Below are 17,843 nucleotides of genomic sequence, written 5' to 3' on the forward strand. Positions count from 1 at the left end.
CCCCCTTTAACTATAATTTACAAATTTAAAGCTATCGTTGTTTTGCTAGATTTTGTAGAAATACCTATAAACTTCATTGTTTCAAAGGTTGTTTGATGTCCTAAGTACTTTTGAATAATCGATATTGAAATACCTGATTGATAAGCATGATAGGCAAATGTTTTACGCAACGTCGTCAAACCAATATGTAACATTCCTAAATCTTCTGCAGCAAGATGAATAATGCGATAAGCTTGCTGTCGCGATAGACCTTTTAATGTCCTATTAGACTGAAATAACAACTCATCATTCTTCAATTGTTGTTCTGATATATATGTCATTAATTCATTTCTCAAAGTTTCTGGTAATCTAATCTGAATTTTAGGTGCATGCGTCTCTATCCAATAGTGTTTTATATCATCGCCCTCTATTTTCACATCACTTACATTTAAATTTAATAATGAGGAAAGTTTCACACCAGTATGTATAGCAAACTTAAACAACAGATAATCACGCATGGATTTGGCTTTTAAAACCTCATACATCGCTTTTATCTCATTAGTATTCCTAATAGGGTCTACTTGATTCATAAATTCACCTCTGAATTAATTAATGTTGCATATTTAATGATATATCATGTTTTTGTTACATGAAAGTATTTTGTCTAATTTTTTCAAATTTTTTTGACCCATTTGAAATTTAATAACGATATATATAGTGAAAGGAGGTTAGGCAAATGAACCAAATCAGTCACTTAGCCGTCACTATGTCACGAATAACATATGACAAAGATGGAAAAGCTACACAATTTAAACGTCACTTTGCAAATCTGAATACCCAAGCAACAACTGATCAAATTAAAAGTTTCAAATCTATCATCGAACAAATCACTGGAGAAAAATTTGAAACAGTGGAAATCATTAAAACTGAAACAGTTAATTAAGGAGGTTAAATATTATGAGTCAAACTTTAGAACTTATATTCAATGATGCTGTTAACAAAGACATTAAATTACAATTACCCAAAATAGAGCACTTCATCAATGAAAGTACAGTAAAAGACGGAATGAACAAATTAGTTGCTCTAGATATCTTACGTCCTAAGGCGGGGATTCCTACTACAGTGCGTGCAGCACAAATCATAGATAAATCTACAAAATTAATTTTTGAAAGTTAAATCAATAAAATTTTAAACACATGTATCATTTTTCTAGTGTATTTGTATAGTCACTGAAAGCTGAAGTAAACAAATTATATAAACAATCGTAGCAGCCTGATGCACTTAAGCATTAGGCTGCTACCTTGTTTTAAATAAAAAAAGTGACAAAACAACGAATCAAATTGCATTCGCTTTTTATCACATATACGATATTATTTATGATATTTTTTGTTTCTAATCGGTCTTAATCTAACTGTATCACCGAAAAAAATCTTGCTTTTTCCTAATTTTTTACACATTGCATATTGTCCAAAAACTTCTGTCACTTGAGCAAGATTTTTATATAATTTCCTAGGATTTAATACTTCAATAAATTGTTCTTTTTGAATTCCTTCATTACTTCCTGCACCTATAAAAAAAGTTTCTTCATCTAATAAGCGTACGATTGAAAGTTGTTTCAATGTAAATTGTCACCACTTCTATATATTTTTAAACCACCAAAAATTCATCTTACTAATTTTTATAGGTCTTGATTTTCAATTTAAATCTAATAATTTTCCTTTAATTATAACATCAACATAAGTATTTTATTATATTTCATTAGTTGTGTACATTATTTTATACTTTCCTCTTTTATAAGATAGAAACGAGCATAGGAAAATCCACTCCTTTCCTATATAATATAATTATCTCAGAAGAAAGCGTGATTTAATGATTTTTTTATATTTAGTAGGAATTGTTGCTGGGATGGTTGTTCCTTTTCAAACTTCGATAAATTCAAGATTAAGTCTTTATACGAAGTCTTCATTCTATGCATCTACAATTTCTTTTGCTACTGGAACTACCTTTTTAATCTTAATCAATTTAATTACCAATCCACATGTTTTTACTACTGATTTCTATAGTAATCAATCATTGAGTTACCTATGGTTTGTCGGCGGTATATTAGGTGTTATTTTTCTTACGGGGAATTTATTATTACTGCCGAGATTAGGTGCATCTTTAACCGTCGTAATGACAGTTGCTGGCCAAATTATTATGGGCGTTACAATTGATACTTTTGGTTGGTTTGGCGCGGATGTAGAGCCTTTTACTATGTTTAAAGTATTGGGTATTCTCTTTTTAATGCTTGGCATTATACTTATGAATTATGTACGTAGCAACCCCAAAGATAAAAACATGAATGCTCAGGTATATATTTGGTTGATCATCGGTTTTGTATTCGGCTTTTGTCCACCAATACAAACTGCGATTAATAGCGCATTAGGACAACAGTTACATTCATCAATTTTAGCGTCTTTAATTTCATTTACGATTGGTACCATAGCATTATTCATTCTAACTTTAATCTTCAATAGAACACTTAAGATGAAGGCTTATGACCAGCAAAAAGGCAAATTAAAACCAATTTATTTCATTGGTGGCATACTTGGAGTGATTTTTGTCACTACAAATATTATATTGATGCCACACCTAGGTGCTGCTTTAACTACAATTATTGTGATGTTAGGTCAAATGTTAATGGGCATAATTATTGATCACTTTGGATTATTAGGTACTTATGTTAATAAAATTACGAAGCGAAAAATCGTTGGTATCGTCGCTATGATGATTGGCATCGTACTTTTAAGATTGTTTTAAGTAATGATAGACTAGAATGTAAAATACAATTTTAATTTATTCAAAAAAATTATGTCCTCCTACCTCACTAATAATAACAGTCCTGGGGTTTGTTTTAATGATAAGAAGCTAAGACAATTAATATGTCTTAGCTTCTTTTTTTCTGTGGCGCAGTAGTTATAAAAGAAGTATAATCAGTACAATAATACATCTAGAGGTGACAAATTTTGAAACGTATCTTTATCATATTAACCACGTTACTAACCCTTTTTAGTACAATAGCCCTATCCTTATGGTTTTATTTAAAAACACATAGTAATAACTTTGAAGAGCACATCGAAACAGTTAAAATTTCTTATAAAAAATCACCATTCTTTATAGGAAGACAAGAGCCTTCTCAGTTAGTATCGATCAATTATGATACTTCTCAGGGTGCCATCCACGACTGGTTCGTACAAACCGAAACAAAAGTAACACAAAACCAACCACTTTTTGAGTATTATAATCCTCACATTGAACAACGCATCGCTCAAAAACAAAAGTTATTAGCTCAACTTATTAAAACTAATAAATCTACTTCAGCTGAACTTATTAACTTAAAAACTGAAATTTCCCACTTACAATCTAAACTACGTACTACAATTTTCTCACCCATTTCCGGTACCGTCATCATAAACCCCTCGCATATGCTTTCACAAAACCTACCCTTAATCCAAATCTATGATCCTAAGCCTGTCATAAGAGCAGAGATATCTGAGAAAGAAAAAAACGACTTACATATCAAGGACAAAGTAAAGATAAGTAGTGATATTACAAATAATAGTTTTGGTAAGATTACGCATATATCTAAACTTCCAATCAATCAAAAAAATTTATCTAAACCATCTAAATATTTGCTTGAAATTTCACCAAACTCTAATCACATTTTTGGTGAACATGTGAAAACCGAAAAACCAACTACTCTGATAGAAATACCACGTACTGCAATAGATAATGGACAATTTGTTTATTTACTAAGAAATAAAAAATTTATTAAAAAGGTTATTAAATCAGAAAAATCGGGTAATAAAAAAACTATGCTTATCATTGAAGGTTTAAAACCTGGAGATATCATAGCTAGAAATGTTGACACTGTGCGGTCCAAAAATTAGATGTGCACAGTATAAATACAATAAATCTTTAAAATATAATTTGTTTTTTACGGTTTTTATCAAATAGTGGTAAATTGTAAATTTAGAGCAATTATTATAATTAAATGATTGGTGTTTAAATAATTGAATTAATAAATTTAAACATTACCATACCGTTTAATCAGTTTTATGTTTACTTGCTATTTTAATTTAGTTATAATAAACTAAATAATGCTAGTTTTAATATATTTTACCCAAATATATCAGAGCTGTAAATTATGATAAAAACTTTGTATTCAACTTTGAATTAAGACAAATTATTATACAAAAACATTTTTAATATGTATATTAGATTGGGCATATAAATTAGGGAGGAATTAAAAATGGCTATCACCAAAATAAATGACTGTTTTGAACTATTAGCAATGGTAACGTACGCTGATAAATTAAAAAGTATTATCAAAAAAGAGTTTTCAGTAAGTTTCGAAGAATTCGCTGTATTAACATATATTAGTGAACATGAAAGCGAAGAATATTATCTAAAAGATATTATCAATCATTTAAATTATAAACAACCTCAAGTTGTTAAAGCGGTTAAAAACTTATCTCAAGAAGATTATTTTGATAAAAAGCGTAATGAACATGATGAAAGAACAGTTTTAATATTAGTTGATTCTAAACAACGTAAAAAAATCAATGAATTATTATCACGTGTTAACAAGCGTATTCAAGAAGCAAATGATGAAAAAGAAGTATAACTAACTTTAGCTTCCCACATAAAATATCTATCAACATAAAAAACCACTTCGCCGAATTAATTTGGTGAAGTGGTTTTTTATATATACCGAAAAAACTTTAATGTTTTATCTTACCTCCCTTTTGCATCTTTTATGTTTTTGAATGTATTCGTTCTTTTCATACTTAACATTTAGCATTTGAAATCAAAAATAAACATCACATATTTTAACAATTTTATCCTTCTGAGTATTCATTTGTTTTTATAAACGCTAAAAAAACGTCTAAAAAGTGGTTTGGCTCTTCAATATGAGGTGCGTGTCCTGATTGGTTAAAATCAACTATTTCTAAATTATGAAATACCTGATTGTATTCGCGCTTCATTTCTTTAGTAATTAATGGATCATAATTACCATTTACAATTAGTGTAGGAATGCTAGTTTGTTCAAGTACAATGTTTTGATTATATACAGGAAATTCCATTAATGCTCTTGTAGCTATCGCACTTTCTTCAGCTGATTGTCTATTATAAATCAACTGTGATTGAAACCATTTTTTAGCTTTTTCTTGGTCTTTATACATATAAGGTAATAATAAAATCAGAGATTCAGATTTATCAAATCCTTCTATTTCGTCGTCATGTTCAATCATTAATTTGTTTAACTCCAATACACTATCAATAAGATTACATGCGATTAAAGTTAATGACTCAACCATATATTCATATTTATCAACAAAATGTTTAGCAATAATTCCGCCCATATCATGACCAATTAAATGCGCTTTTTCAATATTTAACTTTTTCATTAATAATTTCAAATCTTCTACGTGGTCTTTTAAATGATACGCATTAGGTTTTGAGGACTTACCATGTCCTCTAACGTCATAAGTAATGACATCATAATTATGTTTTAATTCATCTTTTAATCTACATAGGGAAGCTAGATTGCCATCTAAACCATGAATTAAAATTATAGGAAAGCCTAGACCCTCACGGATGTATGCCAATTTAGTGTTACAACTAATTTCTACTTTTTCCATTGTGGGCCACCTCCTTATATGGTTTATATACCCTCGATTTATGATGCATATGCTCAATTTTAAATATTTAACTGCAACATTTTTTTACTATGACCTTATAGTATTGGGCTTTAAAGATAAAAACACCCAACCTACACTTAATGTTTTTGCACATTAAATGTAAGTTGAGTATATGCAACTTATTGTGTTACAACACCACCAAGTAATTAAGAAACTTTAATTTCTTGAAGATATTCTAATTGTGTAATAAATTATGACAATTAATAATAATACCCAAATAACAATAGATGCAATTTGTGTAATCACTGGATTGCTAACCATCGCATCGATTGTTTTTTGGCAAAATAATAAGCCAATTCCAGTAAATTCTAATCTTTTAAAGTAGACACCTGAAATACTAAATATAATACCTACAAAAAAGATAAATTGATGCGCATATAATGATACAGCAACGATACCTAAATTAAACCCAAAAGCGTGCGCAAATACCAAGATAAGCGCTGCTGCTGCAACACTGAGCCCTATCACTCTTTCAAATTTATTACTATAGAGATAATTTTTCCAATCAATCCTCAAATAAATGAAGATTGAAATAGGTAAAATAATTAAACAATAAAAAATGGATAAGCCCGTCGCTGCTTGGAACGGCGCATACTGTTTATCATACAAGTAAGATAATAAAATAAAATTGATAATAAAAAATACAATTGGATTTAATTGTAATGTAAATAAATTGCGTTGAATCGTTAAAATTATTTCAGCTGGTGATTTCTTTCTGTATTCTATATAATCCAAATCTTGTGCTTCTGATTTCTTTAACTCTTTTTTCAATTTTCCTTTAATATCATCTATAAGATTGGGAGAAAGACCTTTATGAGTGAAATAATCATTGATATTTTCTATTAATACTTTGTCATTGACTCTCATGATAGGCTCCTTTTTTGTTAAATAAGTATTTTATTTATTAATAAAATTAGACTTTCACTTATTGTAACAATAAAATAACCGACAAGTATATAGCTTTAAACTTGTCGGTTATTATTCATTTTAATAATTACAAGTGAAGATTATTTACCAATATCAATGCGATAAAGTTTAATATTTTTATCACTAGGTGATGGAGAACTAAATTGATAAGATACTTGATTGTCTTGAACATATCCAAAGTTGCCTGTTACTTTATTATAATGTTCCCGAGCAACTGCATCGCTGCTTACAGCATTTTTCACTTCTTTATATGATGGTCCATTTGTGTCGTTGTAACTCATTGATACACGTATGATTTTACCATTATTTTTCTTGCCATCTGCAGTTACCACAAGGACACCATTATCTTTTTTAAATTCATAATAATGTTCTGAGCCATCAGGTTTATATGAATAAACTGGTTTTTTATTATTTTTTAATACTGATTGAATAGAACTTCCTAATTTCGCACCTTCTAATGATTGATCACCATGTTGTAATTCATTAACACTTTGGATAGAGTTCCCTGATGCTGCTTCAACACTTCCTGCAGAAATACCAGAAAATGCCAAACCTGTAACTAAAACTGCTGCACATATTTTTTTCATAAGCACTCTCTCCTTTATATTTAACTTAACTCCATTGTGCTTATTCACATTGTACTATAAATATTACTAAAATAACAGTGATGTTACAAAATGATTACAAAGTAGTGTGGTGTTGTAATATATCAAGAAATCTATCAATCCGTTAAAATTAAGATGCTACTTGAAGATGTTGTTCTATAAATCTGCTCACATCGTTGATAAATTTATCTCTTTCTTCTACAAACGGATATAATCCAGATTCTTCGAAAACTCCAAATTGGGTATTTCCGATATAATCCGCAACTTCTTTTGCTTCAAATATTGTTGTTCTTTCGCCATGTTGTCCAACAATAATTAATGTGGGTAAATCTAATGATTTTAAATAATGCATAACATTATTATCAATAAATGATTGTTTTACCGCTTCAATTTCTGATTTCGTAGACAAGCTGTTCGTATTTTCAACTTGTTTTAAGAATTTTTTTGCTTTTCTTTTAGAATAATATAATTGTTTATCAAGGAATTTTTGTTGTGTTTCATCATCCCAATTTCTAATTTTATCCGAATATTTTCTATATAAACGCTCTTCAGGCGTGATGTCATTCAATAGTGTAGGATTCACCATCGTTAATGATGACACTGTTTCTGCATATTGTGTTGCAAATAATGCAGCAATTGAACCACCTAATTCGTGAGCTATGATAGAACATTCATGAATGTATAGATAATCTAATAATTCCTTAATGTCTTTTGCATATGTTCTGAAATTGATTTCATTCGGTTTATCGGAATAGCCATGACCTCTTAAATCGATAAGTACTACCTGATAATCTTTATTAAATTTAGTTTCTAAATCATTAAACACTGTAAAGTTATCAAAAGCAGTATGAATCATGACAATTGCTTTACCTTCGCCACTCGTCTTGTAATTTAATGCGATACCATCACTTGTTGTAAATAGGTTCATCCTTTATCTCCCTTTCTTATTAATTGATAAAATGGAAAGTAGTTCTTCCGTAGTTTTAATCGTAAAATCTACTTCTTCTGGTAAAGGTGTTAAATCATTTTCATTATCTTCGTTAAACCAAATGCTAATCATACCCATTGCTCTTGCAGGTGCTACATCATTGAGTGGATCATCACCAACATAAATTGTTTCTTCAGGTTTAGTTCCTAATTGTGACAGCATATCTTCAAAAATTTTAGGGTGTGGTTTGCGGTAGCCTACAGTTTCAGATGTAGATAAGTAATTGATACTATCTTCAATGCCTAGTGCGTGCAGTCGGAATTGCTTGATTTTCGACTTACCATTTGCAATAACACCAGTCAAGTAACCATTTTCGGTTAATTTTTCTAAAGTATACTGTGTATCATAATATGGGAATACATATCTGTAAAAATGCATTTCAAAATCACTAAACAAATCTTTCCAAGTTAGGCGGTCTACGTGAAAATCTTTAATGAGCGCCTTATATAATTCAGGTTTGTCATGATCTTCATCATCATCTAATGCTATAAACTTACGTTTGAAGTCTTCCAATTGTATGCGTACAAAATAGTCATGAAATCTTTCAAACTGTTCTTCTATAAATTTTTCTCTAGATTTTTTTCTATCTAATAATGTTCCTTCTAAATCAAACACAATTGCTTTTACTTGAGTTAAATCCATAATCATAACCTCTTCAATCTTAGGTTTACCTTTTACTTAACCTTAATTAATAAATATCATTATATAGTATAAACTGTTTCAAGACGATAGGGATTTTTAAGTTTATTCTATGCTCCGTGGCTGAGTAATCATGAGGTAAAATAATACCGGTATGCCTAATAATGCTAAGATAATACTAGCTGGAATTTCAAAGGGGCTTAATAATGTACTCCCTAACCAATCTGACATTACCATTACTATACCACCAATCAACATATTTAGTACCATTTGTTGTCCAAGATCGAAATGTTGACCCTGACGACGTACAAGTTGAGGAATGATCATGCCTATAAAGCCAATTATTCCCACATATGCAACAATAACTGCGGTAATCAATGATGCAATCAATAACACGCCATATGTTAAAAGTTGTACATTTAAACCTAGAGATGTGCCTTTCAAATAGCCTAGCTGTAATATCTTAATTTTTGATATTACACTACATAAAATAATGATACCAATTAATAACGTAATGCCTATATAGATTACCTCGTTATACTCTGCAGATGAAAAACCGCCAAACATATAATTCACAATATTATTCATCTTCTGTTGATTAAAAATAATCAATACATAAAGAAATGCGTTAAACAGCGCACCTATCATAATTCCAGATAAGATGAGCGTTCTTATCGGATAACCTTTAGACATAGCAGTAGTGAGTGAAATCACTGTGATTAATGTTATAACACTAAAAATGACAGAAAAGACCGGTAACCATAAAAATGATAACCCTAATACGACCGCTATACCAGACCCAAAAGTTGCCCCACTTGCTAAGCCCAATGTAAAACTATCGGCTAAAGGATTATTTAATAATGTTTGAAACATATGACCTGCTAATGTTAAACCTATCCCAGCTAATAATGCTTGTAGTGTTCTAGGCACTCTAACTTGAAATAAAATGGATTGTGACAATGTTTCGTTAATATTTCCGATATTCCAAAGCATGCTTAGCAACATACTGATAGTGAGTATGACAATACAAATAATGAGTGCTTTATTATATTTCATGTCTTTGCCACGCTTTCAATAAAATCGTTCAGAAATTATGAATTATAAAAATAATTATCGTTCATTACTAAAATGGTATATATTTTTAAGATAAAAGTAAATATTGCATTACAAATTATTCATAAAAAAACGTCAATTCTATATAATTTCTATAGTAATTGACGTTGAATTGTTAGCCAAAAATATTTAGAACTTAGGCTAATCTATCTCTGTATTTTAACGTATTATTGTTCATAAATAGCTTCTTTCAATTTTTTCAACCCATCATCGATACGGGGACCTGGTCTTGATATTTCATCACCATTAACAGCTTTAACTTTATTATGCTGTACAGCTTTAATTTGACTAAAACCACCGCGTTTGCGAATCATTTTTTGATATTCAGACGATGAAATGCCCATTGTCGATATCATCAAATCTGGATTTTGCTTAATAATATCTTCTTTACTGACTTTTTGCCAACCGTTTAAATTAGAAAAACTATTTTCTGCTTTTAATTGTGTCAACATATCATCAAAAAATGTTTGTTTTCCTGCAGTGTATATTTCAGGTTCAGATGAAATTTCCATGAAAACTTTTTGCCCTTTTGCATCATCGGGCACTGAATTTTTTACACGTTCGATATTTTGTTTTGTTTCTTTAACAAGTTTTTTAGATGCTTTTTCTTTATGCGTAACCTTACCAATTTGCATAAATGATTCATACATTTCATCAATAGATTGTGCATCTTTCACATAAACCACTTTCACACCGTTATCTTTTAATCCTTTAAGTACTTTATCATTCGTCGCTTTTTGAGATTCATGTGCCAAGATTAAATCTGGTTTGGCTTTCATTAATGATTCCTTATTAAGTTTCATCGCATCAAATTGTTTTTTATCTTTCACTTCTTTAGGGTAATCATCTACGGTTGAAACACCTATCACATCATCACCCAAACCGAGTTCATATAATATTTCAGTATTACTTGGCATTAGAGAAATAATACGTTTATAAGTGTGACCTTCGGATTGACTATCATGCTTCTGGTCTGACTTAGTGCCACAAGCACTTAAGATTACTATAAAAACAAGCAACAGACATAACAATTTAGTTCTTTTTTTCATACCTTAATCTCCTAATAGTTGTTTTATTCTATATTACCAAACTCTTATCTCAATCGTTAAGTCTATTTTATGAAATTTATTTTTCAAAATAAGTATCTAAAAATGTATATTTCTTTTCATTTTTCCCATTAAAGTAATTTTTTCCAAAGTTATCTAATAATGCATGAAATTCGTTAGCATCTGTATTCGTAAAAGTTTCAGGCAGTTGAATATGCTGTTTCAATTTTTCATAACTTTGTGTATTTGCATAACCTAATTTTTTATAAATCCTTCTAGTATAACTATCTGGAATAAAAGCGACTTCTTCAAAAATATATACTAATAAAACATCTGCCGTTTCACTACCAATACCCTTAACCTCTAATAAAGCATTTCGCAACTGATGTTGATAATATGATTTTACAGCTTGATAATCAAAATCAAAACATTCCAGCCAAGCAAGTATATTCAAAATCGTTCGAGCTTTATTTTTATAAAACCCACTAGATTTTATAATCGTTTGTAAAGATTCTAACTTCAAATTTAAAATCTGCTCAGGATCAAATTCAGTCTTCACTTTTAATTGTTCGAGCGCATAAGCTGCATTTCTCCAATTGGTATTTTGTACTAAAATCGCCCCTAATATCACTTCGATTTTCGACTCAGCAGGCCACCAATGTTGCGAACCCATATGTGAAAATAATATTTTATATAACGACTGAGTATCTAACATGTAAGCACTACCCTCCCATTGTTCACAATGAAATAACAAATATCAAAAAAAGAGCAAGTAAGATTTGGTGATAGTACTGATGAAATCACATCAAACTATGATTAACAAACCTAAACTTGCTCCTAAATAAACGTTTACTTTAATTAAATAATGATTACATCGACTCTGGCGCTGTTACGCCAACAAGGTTCAATGCATTATGTAGCGTAATTCTCACTGCATCAATTAATGCAATTAACGCTTTTGTTTTTTCTAAATCATCTGTTAAGACTTTTTCATCGTTGTAAAATTTATGGAAATGCGCCGCCAAATCTTGAATATAGTTTGTCATTCTATGTGGTGCTCTGTGTGCTGCAGCATTTTCAATCGTTGATTCAAATTCTGCAATTTTTTTCATGAGTTCAATCGCTTTGCCGTTTGTGATAAACGAATAATCTGCATCAGTTGAAGGTTCAACACCTTTTTCTTTAGCTTGTTTTAATATTGAACAAATACGTGCGTGTGCATATTGCGCATAATATACCGGATTATCTTGCGATTCTTGTTTTGCTAATTCCATGTCAAAATCAAAATGGGTATCAGGACTACGCATCGTTAAGAAATAACGCGCAGCATCCACGCCTACTTCATCCATGATTTCACGTAAAGTAATTGCATTTCCGGTACGTTTACTCATTTTTACTTCTTGGCCATCTTGCATTAAACGGACCATTTGCATAATTTGAATTTCAAGGCGTTCACTATCAACACCAAATGTTGCCATCGATGCTTTCAAACGCTGTATATAACCATGATGATCTGCACCAAATAAGTTTATTAATATATCATTACCACGTTCAATTTTATCAAAATGGTAAGCAATATCTGGTAAAAAGTAAGTATAATTGCCATCTTTTTTAATTAATACGCGGTCTTTATCGTCTGAGAAATCAGTGGTACGTAACCATGTTGCACCGTCTTCTTCATAAGTATAACCAAGTTCAGTCATTTTATTAAGTACTTGTTTGATTTCACCTGATTCATAAAGTGTTGTTTCGCTAAACCAACTATCATAGTGTGTATTAAAATCATCTAAGTCTTTTCTTAGTTTTTGCATTTCGTAATCAACACCAAGTTGTCTAAATGTTTTAATACGTTCTTCTTCGTCTAAATCTTTTATCTCAGGTTGTTTCTCTGCCAAATCTTTACCAATATTAATGATGTCTTTTCCATGATAACCACCCTCTGGCATTTCAAAAGAATTATCACCAAGCGCTTCAAAATAACGCGCCTCTATTGAACGTGCTAAATTAGTAATTTGATTACCCGCATCATTAATATAATATTCTCTTGTTACATTATAACCAGCTGCTTCTAATATATTAGCCAACGTGTCGCCAACTGCCGCATTACGCGCATGGCCTATATGTAAATCCCCCGTAGGATTAGCAGATACATATTCTAATAAAATGTTTTCACCATTTTTTTCTGCTTTATGGCCAAATTGATTGCCTTTATTTATTGCTTCAGTAATAATCGCAGTCAAATAAGCACTATCTAAATAAAAATTGATAAAACCAGGCCCTGCAATATCAACTTTTTCAACTTGTGCAGCCGTTGTATCCAAATTATCAACAATTGCTGTTGCGATTTCGCGTGGATTACGTTTCGCTATTTTTGTTAAAACCATTGCTATATTTGTTGAATAATCACCATTTTTATTATCTTTTGGTATTTCAATTTTAATTTCAGGCATTTCGTTCATATCAGCAAGTTGTGCTTGTTGAATACTTTTCTTAATTTCTTCAACTAACGTTTGCTTGACTTGTTCGATTATGTTCATTTACGGCATCTCCTTGTAAGTAATTTCATATTGATAAGACCCCATCTTCTCTTCATCTTGAATTAAATCATAATGCACTTTCAATTTTCCACCGTTATCATTTACAAAATGTAAAATAGAATGTGTATAAACGGTAAGCGGTATGCGCCCGCCACTAATTTCATACAAAGTAATCGTATCCTCGCCCTCTACAAAATGAAGGTTTAACTTAATGTCACCATTGCGGATAATCTTTACTCCTGAAGTTTCAATTTTTACCGTCACGTTAACTGTTGCTCCGTCTATCTCTTCTTGATAACGAATAAAATCAGCTTTACGCTTTTGCCAAGATCCTGTAGTAGACAATGAGAATTTTTCTTTGTTATCGAATTGCTTAACAACTTGTTTCGTTTGGATTTCAACATTGTTTTCCAATGTAAGTTTCACCCTAATCTTTAAAATAATACAAACCATTATAGCATACTTGAAATATGCAAAACAGTTGCTAAAATTAATTTAAATACATTATCTATATTTTTATAGTTAATATTACAACACATTCACTTTATTCTAAAATCACACATAATAAAAGAGTAGAAAACAAAATCAAAATTTCAATTTGATTTCGTATTTCTACTCTTTTCAATTCACACAAATATCAAACTGTGTATTATAAGACCATTAAAACACCTTAAATCCACTTCATATCGTATAATCATTAAAAACTAAATGTTGTTACTCCGTCTCCAAAGATTCGCGTAATGAAGCGTCAGAGTTATTCCACATATCTATATCATGTGATTTAAGAAACGCTGCTAATATTTTTTTATTGTGGTCGCCAATTTGGTCAATTTCAATATAATGTTTCATTGATTTATCCATCATATTCACATGTTCTGGCATGCTTTTGTAACCTCTGCGAATACTTCTATTTACTAATAAATAGCAAGCTGTCAATCCAGCATAAAACGGTCCATTTTCGCCACGTTCTGTCGTAACCCAACACAACCAATATTCTTTTGCTTCTTCACCTTCAACGGTCGCTTTATCTTTAATCCATTTGACACCTTTTTCAACACTGGAACGTGCATGCATACCTGCAATATCAATAAATGCCTCTTCATTTGCAACATCGATAAACACAGGAGCTACGTTATCTAAACTTATAGAGCCAATATTGGTACCTTTGTGCCCATCCAGTGGATCATTTTTAATAATATTAAATTTAAATCCATTATTTTCAGCCATCAGTGTCCACCTCCATATTAAAACAAGTAGTTATGTAATCGTTATTTTCTCATCATACATAAGTTGTCTATATTAAAATTTTGCCATATTTAACAATACGATAAAAGTAATCAATTTTTAATTGTTTAATTCAATTCATCTAATATACTATTAATAGCATTTCTAACTTGGTCATCTTCTATATCAGAAATAAATTCTTTTGGATAATATAATTTATAATCTTGTCTATTAATGCCTGTAATACTATGAATAACTAAGGATTGACTACTGATTTCTCTTATTTTACCATTACGTCTCAACAAATGAATCGGCTGTCTGTCTGATCCTGGACGATCATAATCATAAGGCAAGTCTGAAAATGATTCGCTTACAAAGTAATAATTCGGATCTATACCTGCTTGTATAAACAAATCGGTTAATTCTGTAATTGTAATGATAGAACCATCAAATGGCATATATTTAAACAAATCACGATTAATAAATCTGCGTGACAAATCACTCAATATAGCATCATCTTCATTAATCCATGCTTTTAAGTAATAAACTACAACCGCTTCATCTAAATCTACATATTGTTCAATCGTCATAGACTCTTCAAAGAAAGGAATAAAATCAGCAGGATATTTTTTAAATGTGTAGCCTTCATTATAAAGTTGCTTTGCCCGTTTCAAACAATTGTTAAGCAACACTTCTCCACCCCGACTAACTGGATGGAAGTATACTTGCCAATACATTTGATAACGGCTCATAATGAAGTTTTCTACTGCATGCATACCACTTTCTTTAATAAGCACTTCATCTTTTGAAGGTCTCATTAATCTCAAAATACGTTCCATGTCAAATTGTCCATAACTAACACCTGTAAAATAAGCATCACGTTGCAAATAATCCATTCTATCAGCATCTATTTGTGAAGAAATCATAGATATGACCAATTTATTTTCATGTGTTTTATTAATAACATCAGCTACTTGTTGCGGGAAATCTTCAGAAACACGTCGTAATACACTGTTTACTTCTGTCGGACCAGTAATGATTTTTTGCGTAAATTGCTCATGATCTGTATTAAAAATCTTCTCAAAGCTATGTGAAAATGGTCCATGACCTAAATCGTGTAATAATGCAGCACATAATGCAAGTGGACGATCATCATTATTCCATGCTTCACGACCGTCAAACGAATCATCAATTAATCTTCGAACAATCTCATATACACCTAAAGAATGTCCGAATCTACTGTGTTCAGCGGTATGAAATGATAAGTATAATGTACCCAATTGCTTTATACGTCGTAAACGCTGAAATTCCTTCGTTTTAATCAAGTCCCAAATCACTTGGTCTCTTACATGAATATACCTATGAATGGGGTCTTTAAATACTTTTTCTTCAGGTAACTTTTGTGTAGCATAAGTTGTAAAAGTCAATGTCGTCCTCCTATTCATACCTTGTTAATGTGCAATTATTTTAAAGTTTTTCGCATCAATGCCAAATCCATTTCTTCCCCATACATCACATGCATATATGAACGCACACGTTCAAACCCTTTTTGTTCATAAAAAGATACAGCTTCATCATTCTTATTATCAACTTCTAAAAATACTTCATTATATTCATCTTGGAAATACGCCAAGCCTTCTTTCAGTAAATCAGAACCATACCCATGATGTTGCCATGAGGGTCTTACATAATGGGCTGATAAGAATAATTCAGTGCCATATATAAAATTAGCGAAACCAATAATCTGATCATCTTCTTCAATGACTAAGAATAATTGTTCTTCTAATCTTTTAAGTAAATGTTGTTCATTATATGAAGCAGCTAATAATTCATTTACAGTTTTAGCTGCATAGATATTTAAATAAGTATTATACCAAGCTTTTGTTGCTACATCTCTGATGCCTACAACATCCTCTGGCGCTGCTTTTCTAACTTTGTGCATGTTGGTTCCCCCTATTTATAGTAGGTAATAATACTCTTATTATAACATAATTTTAGTGTTCCAAATACTTAATCTATTCAAATGAAAATAGCTTGGACAATAGATAACAATTGCCCAAACTATCTCTAAACATTATTTAATATATCTTGCCATTCTTGTGCGCGGTTTAATGCGTATGAGTCTTTATCAATATCTCCTGGTTTTTCAGCAGTTCCAATTATATAACCAGATAGCGTAGCACCTAAAAATTCTAAGCTATATTTCATTTGGGTGATACATGGTTTGGCTTTTACTTTTGGAAAATCTCCACCGACAATAATGAGTCGAAAATCTTTCTCAGCCATTTTCGCTTTGAAATCTTTATAATTAGGATCCATTAAAGTTTCAGACCAATGATCAATGAAAGCTTTCAAAGAAGCAGACAAACTATACCAATAAACAGGTGATGCAAAGATAATTGTATCACTGGCTAACACTTGGTCTATAATTTTTTTATAATCATCTTCATAAGCATCTATTGTTGTCCCATCATGCCTTACATCTCTCACTGGATTCAATTGATACTGTGTTAAGTCAAACCATTTGTAGTCGTGTCCTGATAAAGCCATTTTAGTCAATCGAGCAGTATTCCCTTCCGGACGACTGCCCCCGAACAAAACTGTAATCATAATAATCTCCTTTTAATCCTTTTCATATATTAAAATATTTCATTAGAGACATCTTAATAATCTTACACAAAAGTTCATAAATATAACATGCGTTTACAATATTATATTATAGCATTAAATGATTTGCAGGAAAATTTATAAATTTATATATTTCAATTTAAATTTTAAAACTTTATAAAATGGGAGTAGGATAGCAATCTAATTTTCTTAAAAAGATTTCGTCATCCCACTCCCGACAAGGATGACTAGAATTGAAAACGCATAAAGGCATTACCTGAACTAGCTCATGCACAAGTCCCACTAACTCAATAAATTGTGAAGTGATTTAAGGATTACCTGAGCTATCGCTCATGCATAAGTCCCACTAACACAATAAATTGTGAAGTGATTCAAGGATTACCTGAGCTAGCTCATGCATAAGTCCCACTAAC

General features: G+C 30.8%; 21 protein-coding genes. 5 read left to right on the forward strand and 16 right to left on the reverse strand.

What is annotated here, in order from left to right; genetic code table 11:
• Positions 1–17: 17 nt before the first annotated feature.
• On the reverse strand, positions 18–569 hold the full coding sequence (locus KA856_RS11630; protein WP_210138710.1) for a tyrosine-type recombinase/integrase: 552 nt from the start codon (positions 567–569) through the stop codon (positions 18–20).
• A 146-nt stretch (positions 570–715) separates the two neighbouring features.
• On the opposite strand from KA856_RS11630, the gene sroA reads away from it, so the two are divergent.
• Both sroA and KA856_RS11640 read left to right on the forward strand, forming a co-directional pair.
• Complete coding sequence (gene sroA, locus KA856_RS11635) at positions 716–922, forward strand: sigS mRNA-stabilizing protein SroA (protein ID WP_019468415.1); 207 nt, start codon at positions 716–718, stop codon at positions 920–922.
• A gap of 14 nt (positions 923–936) precedes the next feature.
• The gene (locus KA856_RS11640; protein WP_019468416.1) at positions 937–1,155 is read left to right on the forward strand and encodes a DUF2922 domain-containing protein; all 219 of its coding nucleotides are present in this window, start codon (positions 937–939) and stop codon (positions 1,153–1,155) included.
• A 194-nt stretch (positions 1,156–1,349) separates the two neighbouring features.
• On the opposite strand, the gene KA856_RS11645 is transcribed toward KA856_RS11640, so the two are convergent.
• On the reverse strand, positions 1,350–1,598 hold the full coding sequence (locus KA856_RS11645; protein WP_210138711.1) for a hypothetical protein: 249 nt from the start codon (positions 1,596–1,598) through the stop codon (positions 1,350–1,352).
• A gap of 250 nt (positions 1,599–1,848) precedes the next feature.
• Between KA856_RS11645 and KA856_RS11650 the strand changes: the two genes are divergently transcribed.
• From KA856_RS11650 to sarA, 3 genes are all read left to right on the forward strand, one after another.
• A complete protein-coding gene (locus tag KA856_RS11650; protein ID WP_107384661.1) occupies positions 1,849–2,778 on the forward strand; it encodes a DMT family transporter in 930 nt (309 codons plus the stop codon).
• 206 nt (positions 2,779–2,984) lie between these two features.
• On the forward strand, positions 2,985–3,908 hold the full coding sequence (locus KA856_RS11655; RefSeq protein WP_210138712.1) for an efflux RND transporter periplasmic adaptor subunit: 924 nt from the start codon (positions 2,985–2,987) through the stop codon (positions 3,906–3,908).
• A gap of 362 nt (positions 3,909–4,270) precedes the next feature.
• The gene (sarA, locus tag KA856_RS11660) at positions 4,271–4,645 is read left to right on the forward strand and encodes a global transcriptional regulator SarA (protein ID WP_019468421.1); all 375 of its coding nucleotides are present in this window, start codon (positions 4,271–4,273) and stop codon (positions 4,643–4,645) included.
• Between the two features lie 214 nt (positions 4,646–4,859).
• Here the strand turns inward: sarA and KA856_RS11665 are convergent, their stop codons facing one another.
• The 14 genes from KA856_RS11665 to KA856_RS11730 all read right to left on the reverse strand — a co-directional run bounded on the left by KA856_RS11665 (position 4,860) and on the right by KA856_RS11730 (position 17,412).
• Positions 4,860–5,663, reverse strand: a complete 804-nt coding sequence (locus KA856_RS11665) for an alpha/beta fold hydrolase (protein WP_210138713.1) — start codon at positions 5,661–5,663, stop codon at positions 4,860–4,862.
• A gap of 216 nt (positions 5,664–5,879) precedes the next feature.
• Entirely contained in the window at positions 5,880–6,590 is a 711-nt protein-coding gene (locus KA856_RS11670) for a hypothetical protein (RefSeq protein WP_210138714.1), read from the reverse strand.
• Between the two features lie 140 nt (positions 6,591–6,730).
• On the reverse strand, positions 6,731–7,237 hold the full coding sequence (locus KA856_RS11675) for an SA0570 family protein (protein WP_107383660.1): 507 nt from the start codon (positions 7,235–7,237) through the stop codon (positions 6,731–6,733).
• A 148-nt stretch (positions 7,238–7,385) separates the two neighbouring features.
• Complete coding sequence (locus tag KA856_RS11680) at positions 7,386–8,183, reverse strand: alpha/beta fold hydrolase (protein WP_210138715.1); 798 nt, start codon at positions 8,181–8,183, stop codon at positions 7,386–7,388.
• Between the two features lie 3 nt (positions 8,184–8,186).
• A complete protein-coding gene (locus KA856_RS11685; RefSeq protein WP_107386216.1) occupies positions 8,187–8,885 on the reverse strand; it encodes an HAD family hydrolase in 699 nt (232 codons plus the stop codon).
• Between the two features lie 102 nt (positions 8,886–8,987).
• Positions 8,988–9,938 (reverse strand): FecCD family ABC transporter permease, encoded by a 951-nt coding sequence (locus KA856_RS11690; RefSeq protein ID WP_107383657.1) that lies wholly within the window; start codon positions 9,936–9,938, stop codon positions 8,988–8,990.
• Positions 9,939–10,162: 224 nt separating this feature from the next.
• Complete coding sequence (locus tag KA856_RS11695) at positions 10,163–11,044, reverse strand: ABC transporter substrate-binding protein (RefSeq protein ID WP_107383656.1); 882 nt, start codon at positions 11,042–11,044, stop codon at positions 10,163–10,165.
• 76 nt (positions 11,045–11,120) lie between these two features.
• Positions 11,121–11,756 carry an endonuclease III domain-containing protein gene (locus tag KA856_RS11700; RefSeq protein ID WP_183077221.1) on the reverse strand — a complete coding sequence of 212 codons (636 nt, stop codon included), beginning with the start codon at positions 11,754–11,756 and terminating at the stop codon, positions 11,121–11,123.
• Between the two features lie 154 nt (positions 11,757–11,910).
• The gene (gene argS, locus KA856_RS11705; RefSeq protein ID WP_107383654.1) at positions 11,911–13,578 is read right to left on the reverse strand and encodes an arginine--tRNA ligase; all 1,668 of its coding nucleotides are present in this window, start codon (positions 13,576–13,578) and stop codon (positions 11,911–11,913) included.
• Positions 13,579–13,992 carry a YwiB family protein gene (locus KA856_RS11710; RefSeq protein ID WP_019468431.1) on the reverse strand — a complete coding sequence of 138 codons (414 nt, stop codon included), beginning with the start codon at positions 13,990–13,992 and terminating at the stop codon, positions 13,579–13,581.
• 300 nt (positions 13,993–14,292) lie between these two features.
• Positions 14,293–14,805, reverse strand: coding sequence for a YwhD family protein (locus tag KA856_RS11715; RefSeq protein WP_107383653.1), 513 nt, complete (start codon positions 14,803–14,805; stop codon positions 14,293–14,295).
• A gap of 125 nt (positions 14,806–14,930) precedes the next feature.
• Positions 14,931–16,247 (reverse strand): HD domain-containing protein, encoded by a 1,317-nt coding sequence (locus KA856_RS11720; protein ID WP_181187665.1) that lies wholly within the window; start codon positions 16,245–16,247, stop codon positions 14,931–14,933.
• A 17-nt stretch (positions 16,248–16,264) separates the two neighbouring features.
• The gene (locus KA856_RS11725; RefSeq protein WP_107383651.1) at positions 16,265–16,744 is read right to left on the reverse strand and encodes a GNAT family N-acetyltransferase; all 480 of its coding nucleotides are present in this window, start codon (positions 16,742–16,744) and stop codon (positions 16,265–16,267) included.
• 125 nt (positions 16,745–16,869) lie between these two features.
• Positions 16,870–17,412 carry a flavodoxin family protein gene (locus KA856_RS11730; RefSeq protein WP_210138716.1) on the reverse strand — a complete coding sequence of 181 codons (543 nt, stop codon included), beginning with the start codon at positions 17,410–17,412 and terminating at the stop codon, positions 16,870–16,872.
• Positions 17,413–17,843 lie beyond the last annotated feature (431 nt).

The organism is Staphylococcus sp. GDB9P120P (assembly GCF_017893435.1).
Taxonomy (GTDB): Bacteria; Bacillota; Bacilli; order Staphylococcales; family Staphylococcaceae; genus Staphylococcus; species Staphylococcus cohnii.

Excerpts from the sequence above, each read along its gene's own strand:
- KA856_RS11700 (WP_183077221.1), bottom strand. The coding sequence starts at position 11,756 with ATGTTAGATACTCAGTCGTTATATAAAATATTATTTTCACATATGGGT.
- KA856_RS11650 (WP_107384661.1), top strand. The coding sequence starts at position 1,849 with ATGATTTTTTTATATTTAGTAGGAATTGTTGCTGGGATGGTTGTTCCT.
- KA856_RS11720 (WP_181187665.1), bottom strand. The coding sequence starts at position 16,247 with ATGAATAGGAGGACGACATTGACTTTTACAACTTATGCTACACAAAAG.
- KA856_RS11630 (WP_210138710.1), bottom strand. The coding sequence starts at position 569 with ATGAATCAAGTAGACCCTATTAGGAATACTAATGAGATAAAAGCGATG.
- sroA (WP_019468415.1), top strand. The coding sequence starts at position 716 with ATGAACCAAATCAGTCACTTAGCCGTCACTATGTCACGAATAACATAT.
- sarA (WP_019468421.1), top strand. The coding sequence starts at position 4,271 with ATGGCTATCACCAAAATAAATGACTGTTTTGAACTATTAGCAATGGTA.
- KA856_RS11670 (WP_210138714.1), bottom strand. The coding sequence starts at position 6,590 with ATGAGAGTCAATGACAAAGTATTAATAGAAAATATCAATGATTATTTC.
- KA856_RS11690 (WP_107383657.1), bottom strand. The coding sequence starts at position 9,938 with ATGAAATATAATAAAGCACTCATTATTTGTATTGTCATACTCACTATC.
- KA856_RS11680 (WP_210138715.1), bottom strand. The coding sequence starts at position 8,183 with ATGAACCTATTTACAACAAGTGATGGTATCGCATTAAATTACAAGACG.
- KA856_RS11685 (WP_107386216.1), bottom strand. The coding sequence starts at position 8,885 with ATGGATTTAACTCAAGTAAAAGCAATTGTGTTTGATTTAGAAGGAACA.
- KA856_RS11725 (WP_107383651.1), bottom strand. The coding sequence starts at position 16,744 with ATGCACAAAGTTAGAAAAGCAGCGCCAGAGGATGTTGTAGGCATCAGA.
- KA856_RS11665 (WP_210138713.1), bottom strand. The coding sequence starts at position 5,663 with ATGGAAAAAGTAGAAATTAGTTGTAACACTAAATTGGCATACATCCGT.
- KA856_RS11695 (WP_107383656.1), bottom strand. The coding sequence starts at position 11,044 with ATGAAAAAAAGAACTAAATTGTTATGTCTGTTGCTTGTTTTTATAGTA.
- argS (WP_107383654.1), bottom strand. The coding sequence starts at position 13,578 with ATGAACATAATCGAACAAGTCAAGCAAACGTTAGTTGAAGAAATTAAG.
- KA856_RS11730 (WP_210138716.1), bottom strand. The coding sequence starts at position 17,412 with ATGATTACAGTTTTGTTCGGGGGCAGTCGTCCGGAAGGGAATACTGCT.
- KA856_RS11675 (WP_107383660.1), bottom strand. The coding sequence starts at position 7,237 with ATGAAAAAAATATGTGCAGCAGTTTTAGTTACAGGTTTGGCATTTTCT.
- KA856_RS11640 (WP_019468416.1), top strand. The coding sequence starts at position 937 with ATGAGTCAAACTTTAGAACTTATATTCAATGATGCTGTTAACAAAGAC.
- KA856_RS11715 (WP_107383653.1), bottom strand. The coding sequence starts at position 14,805 with ATGGCTGAAAATAATGGATTTAAATTTAATATTATTAAAAATGATCCA.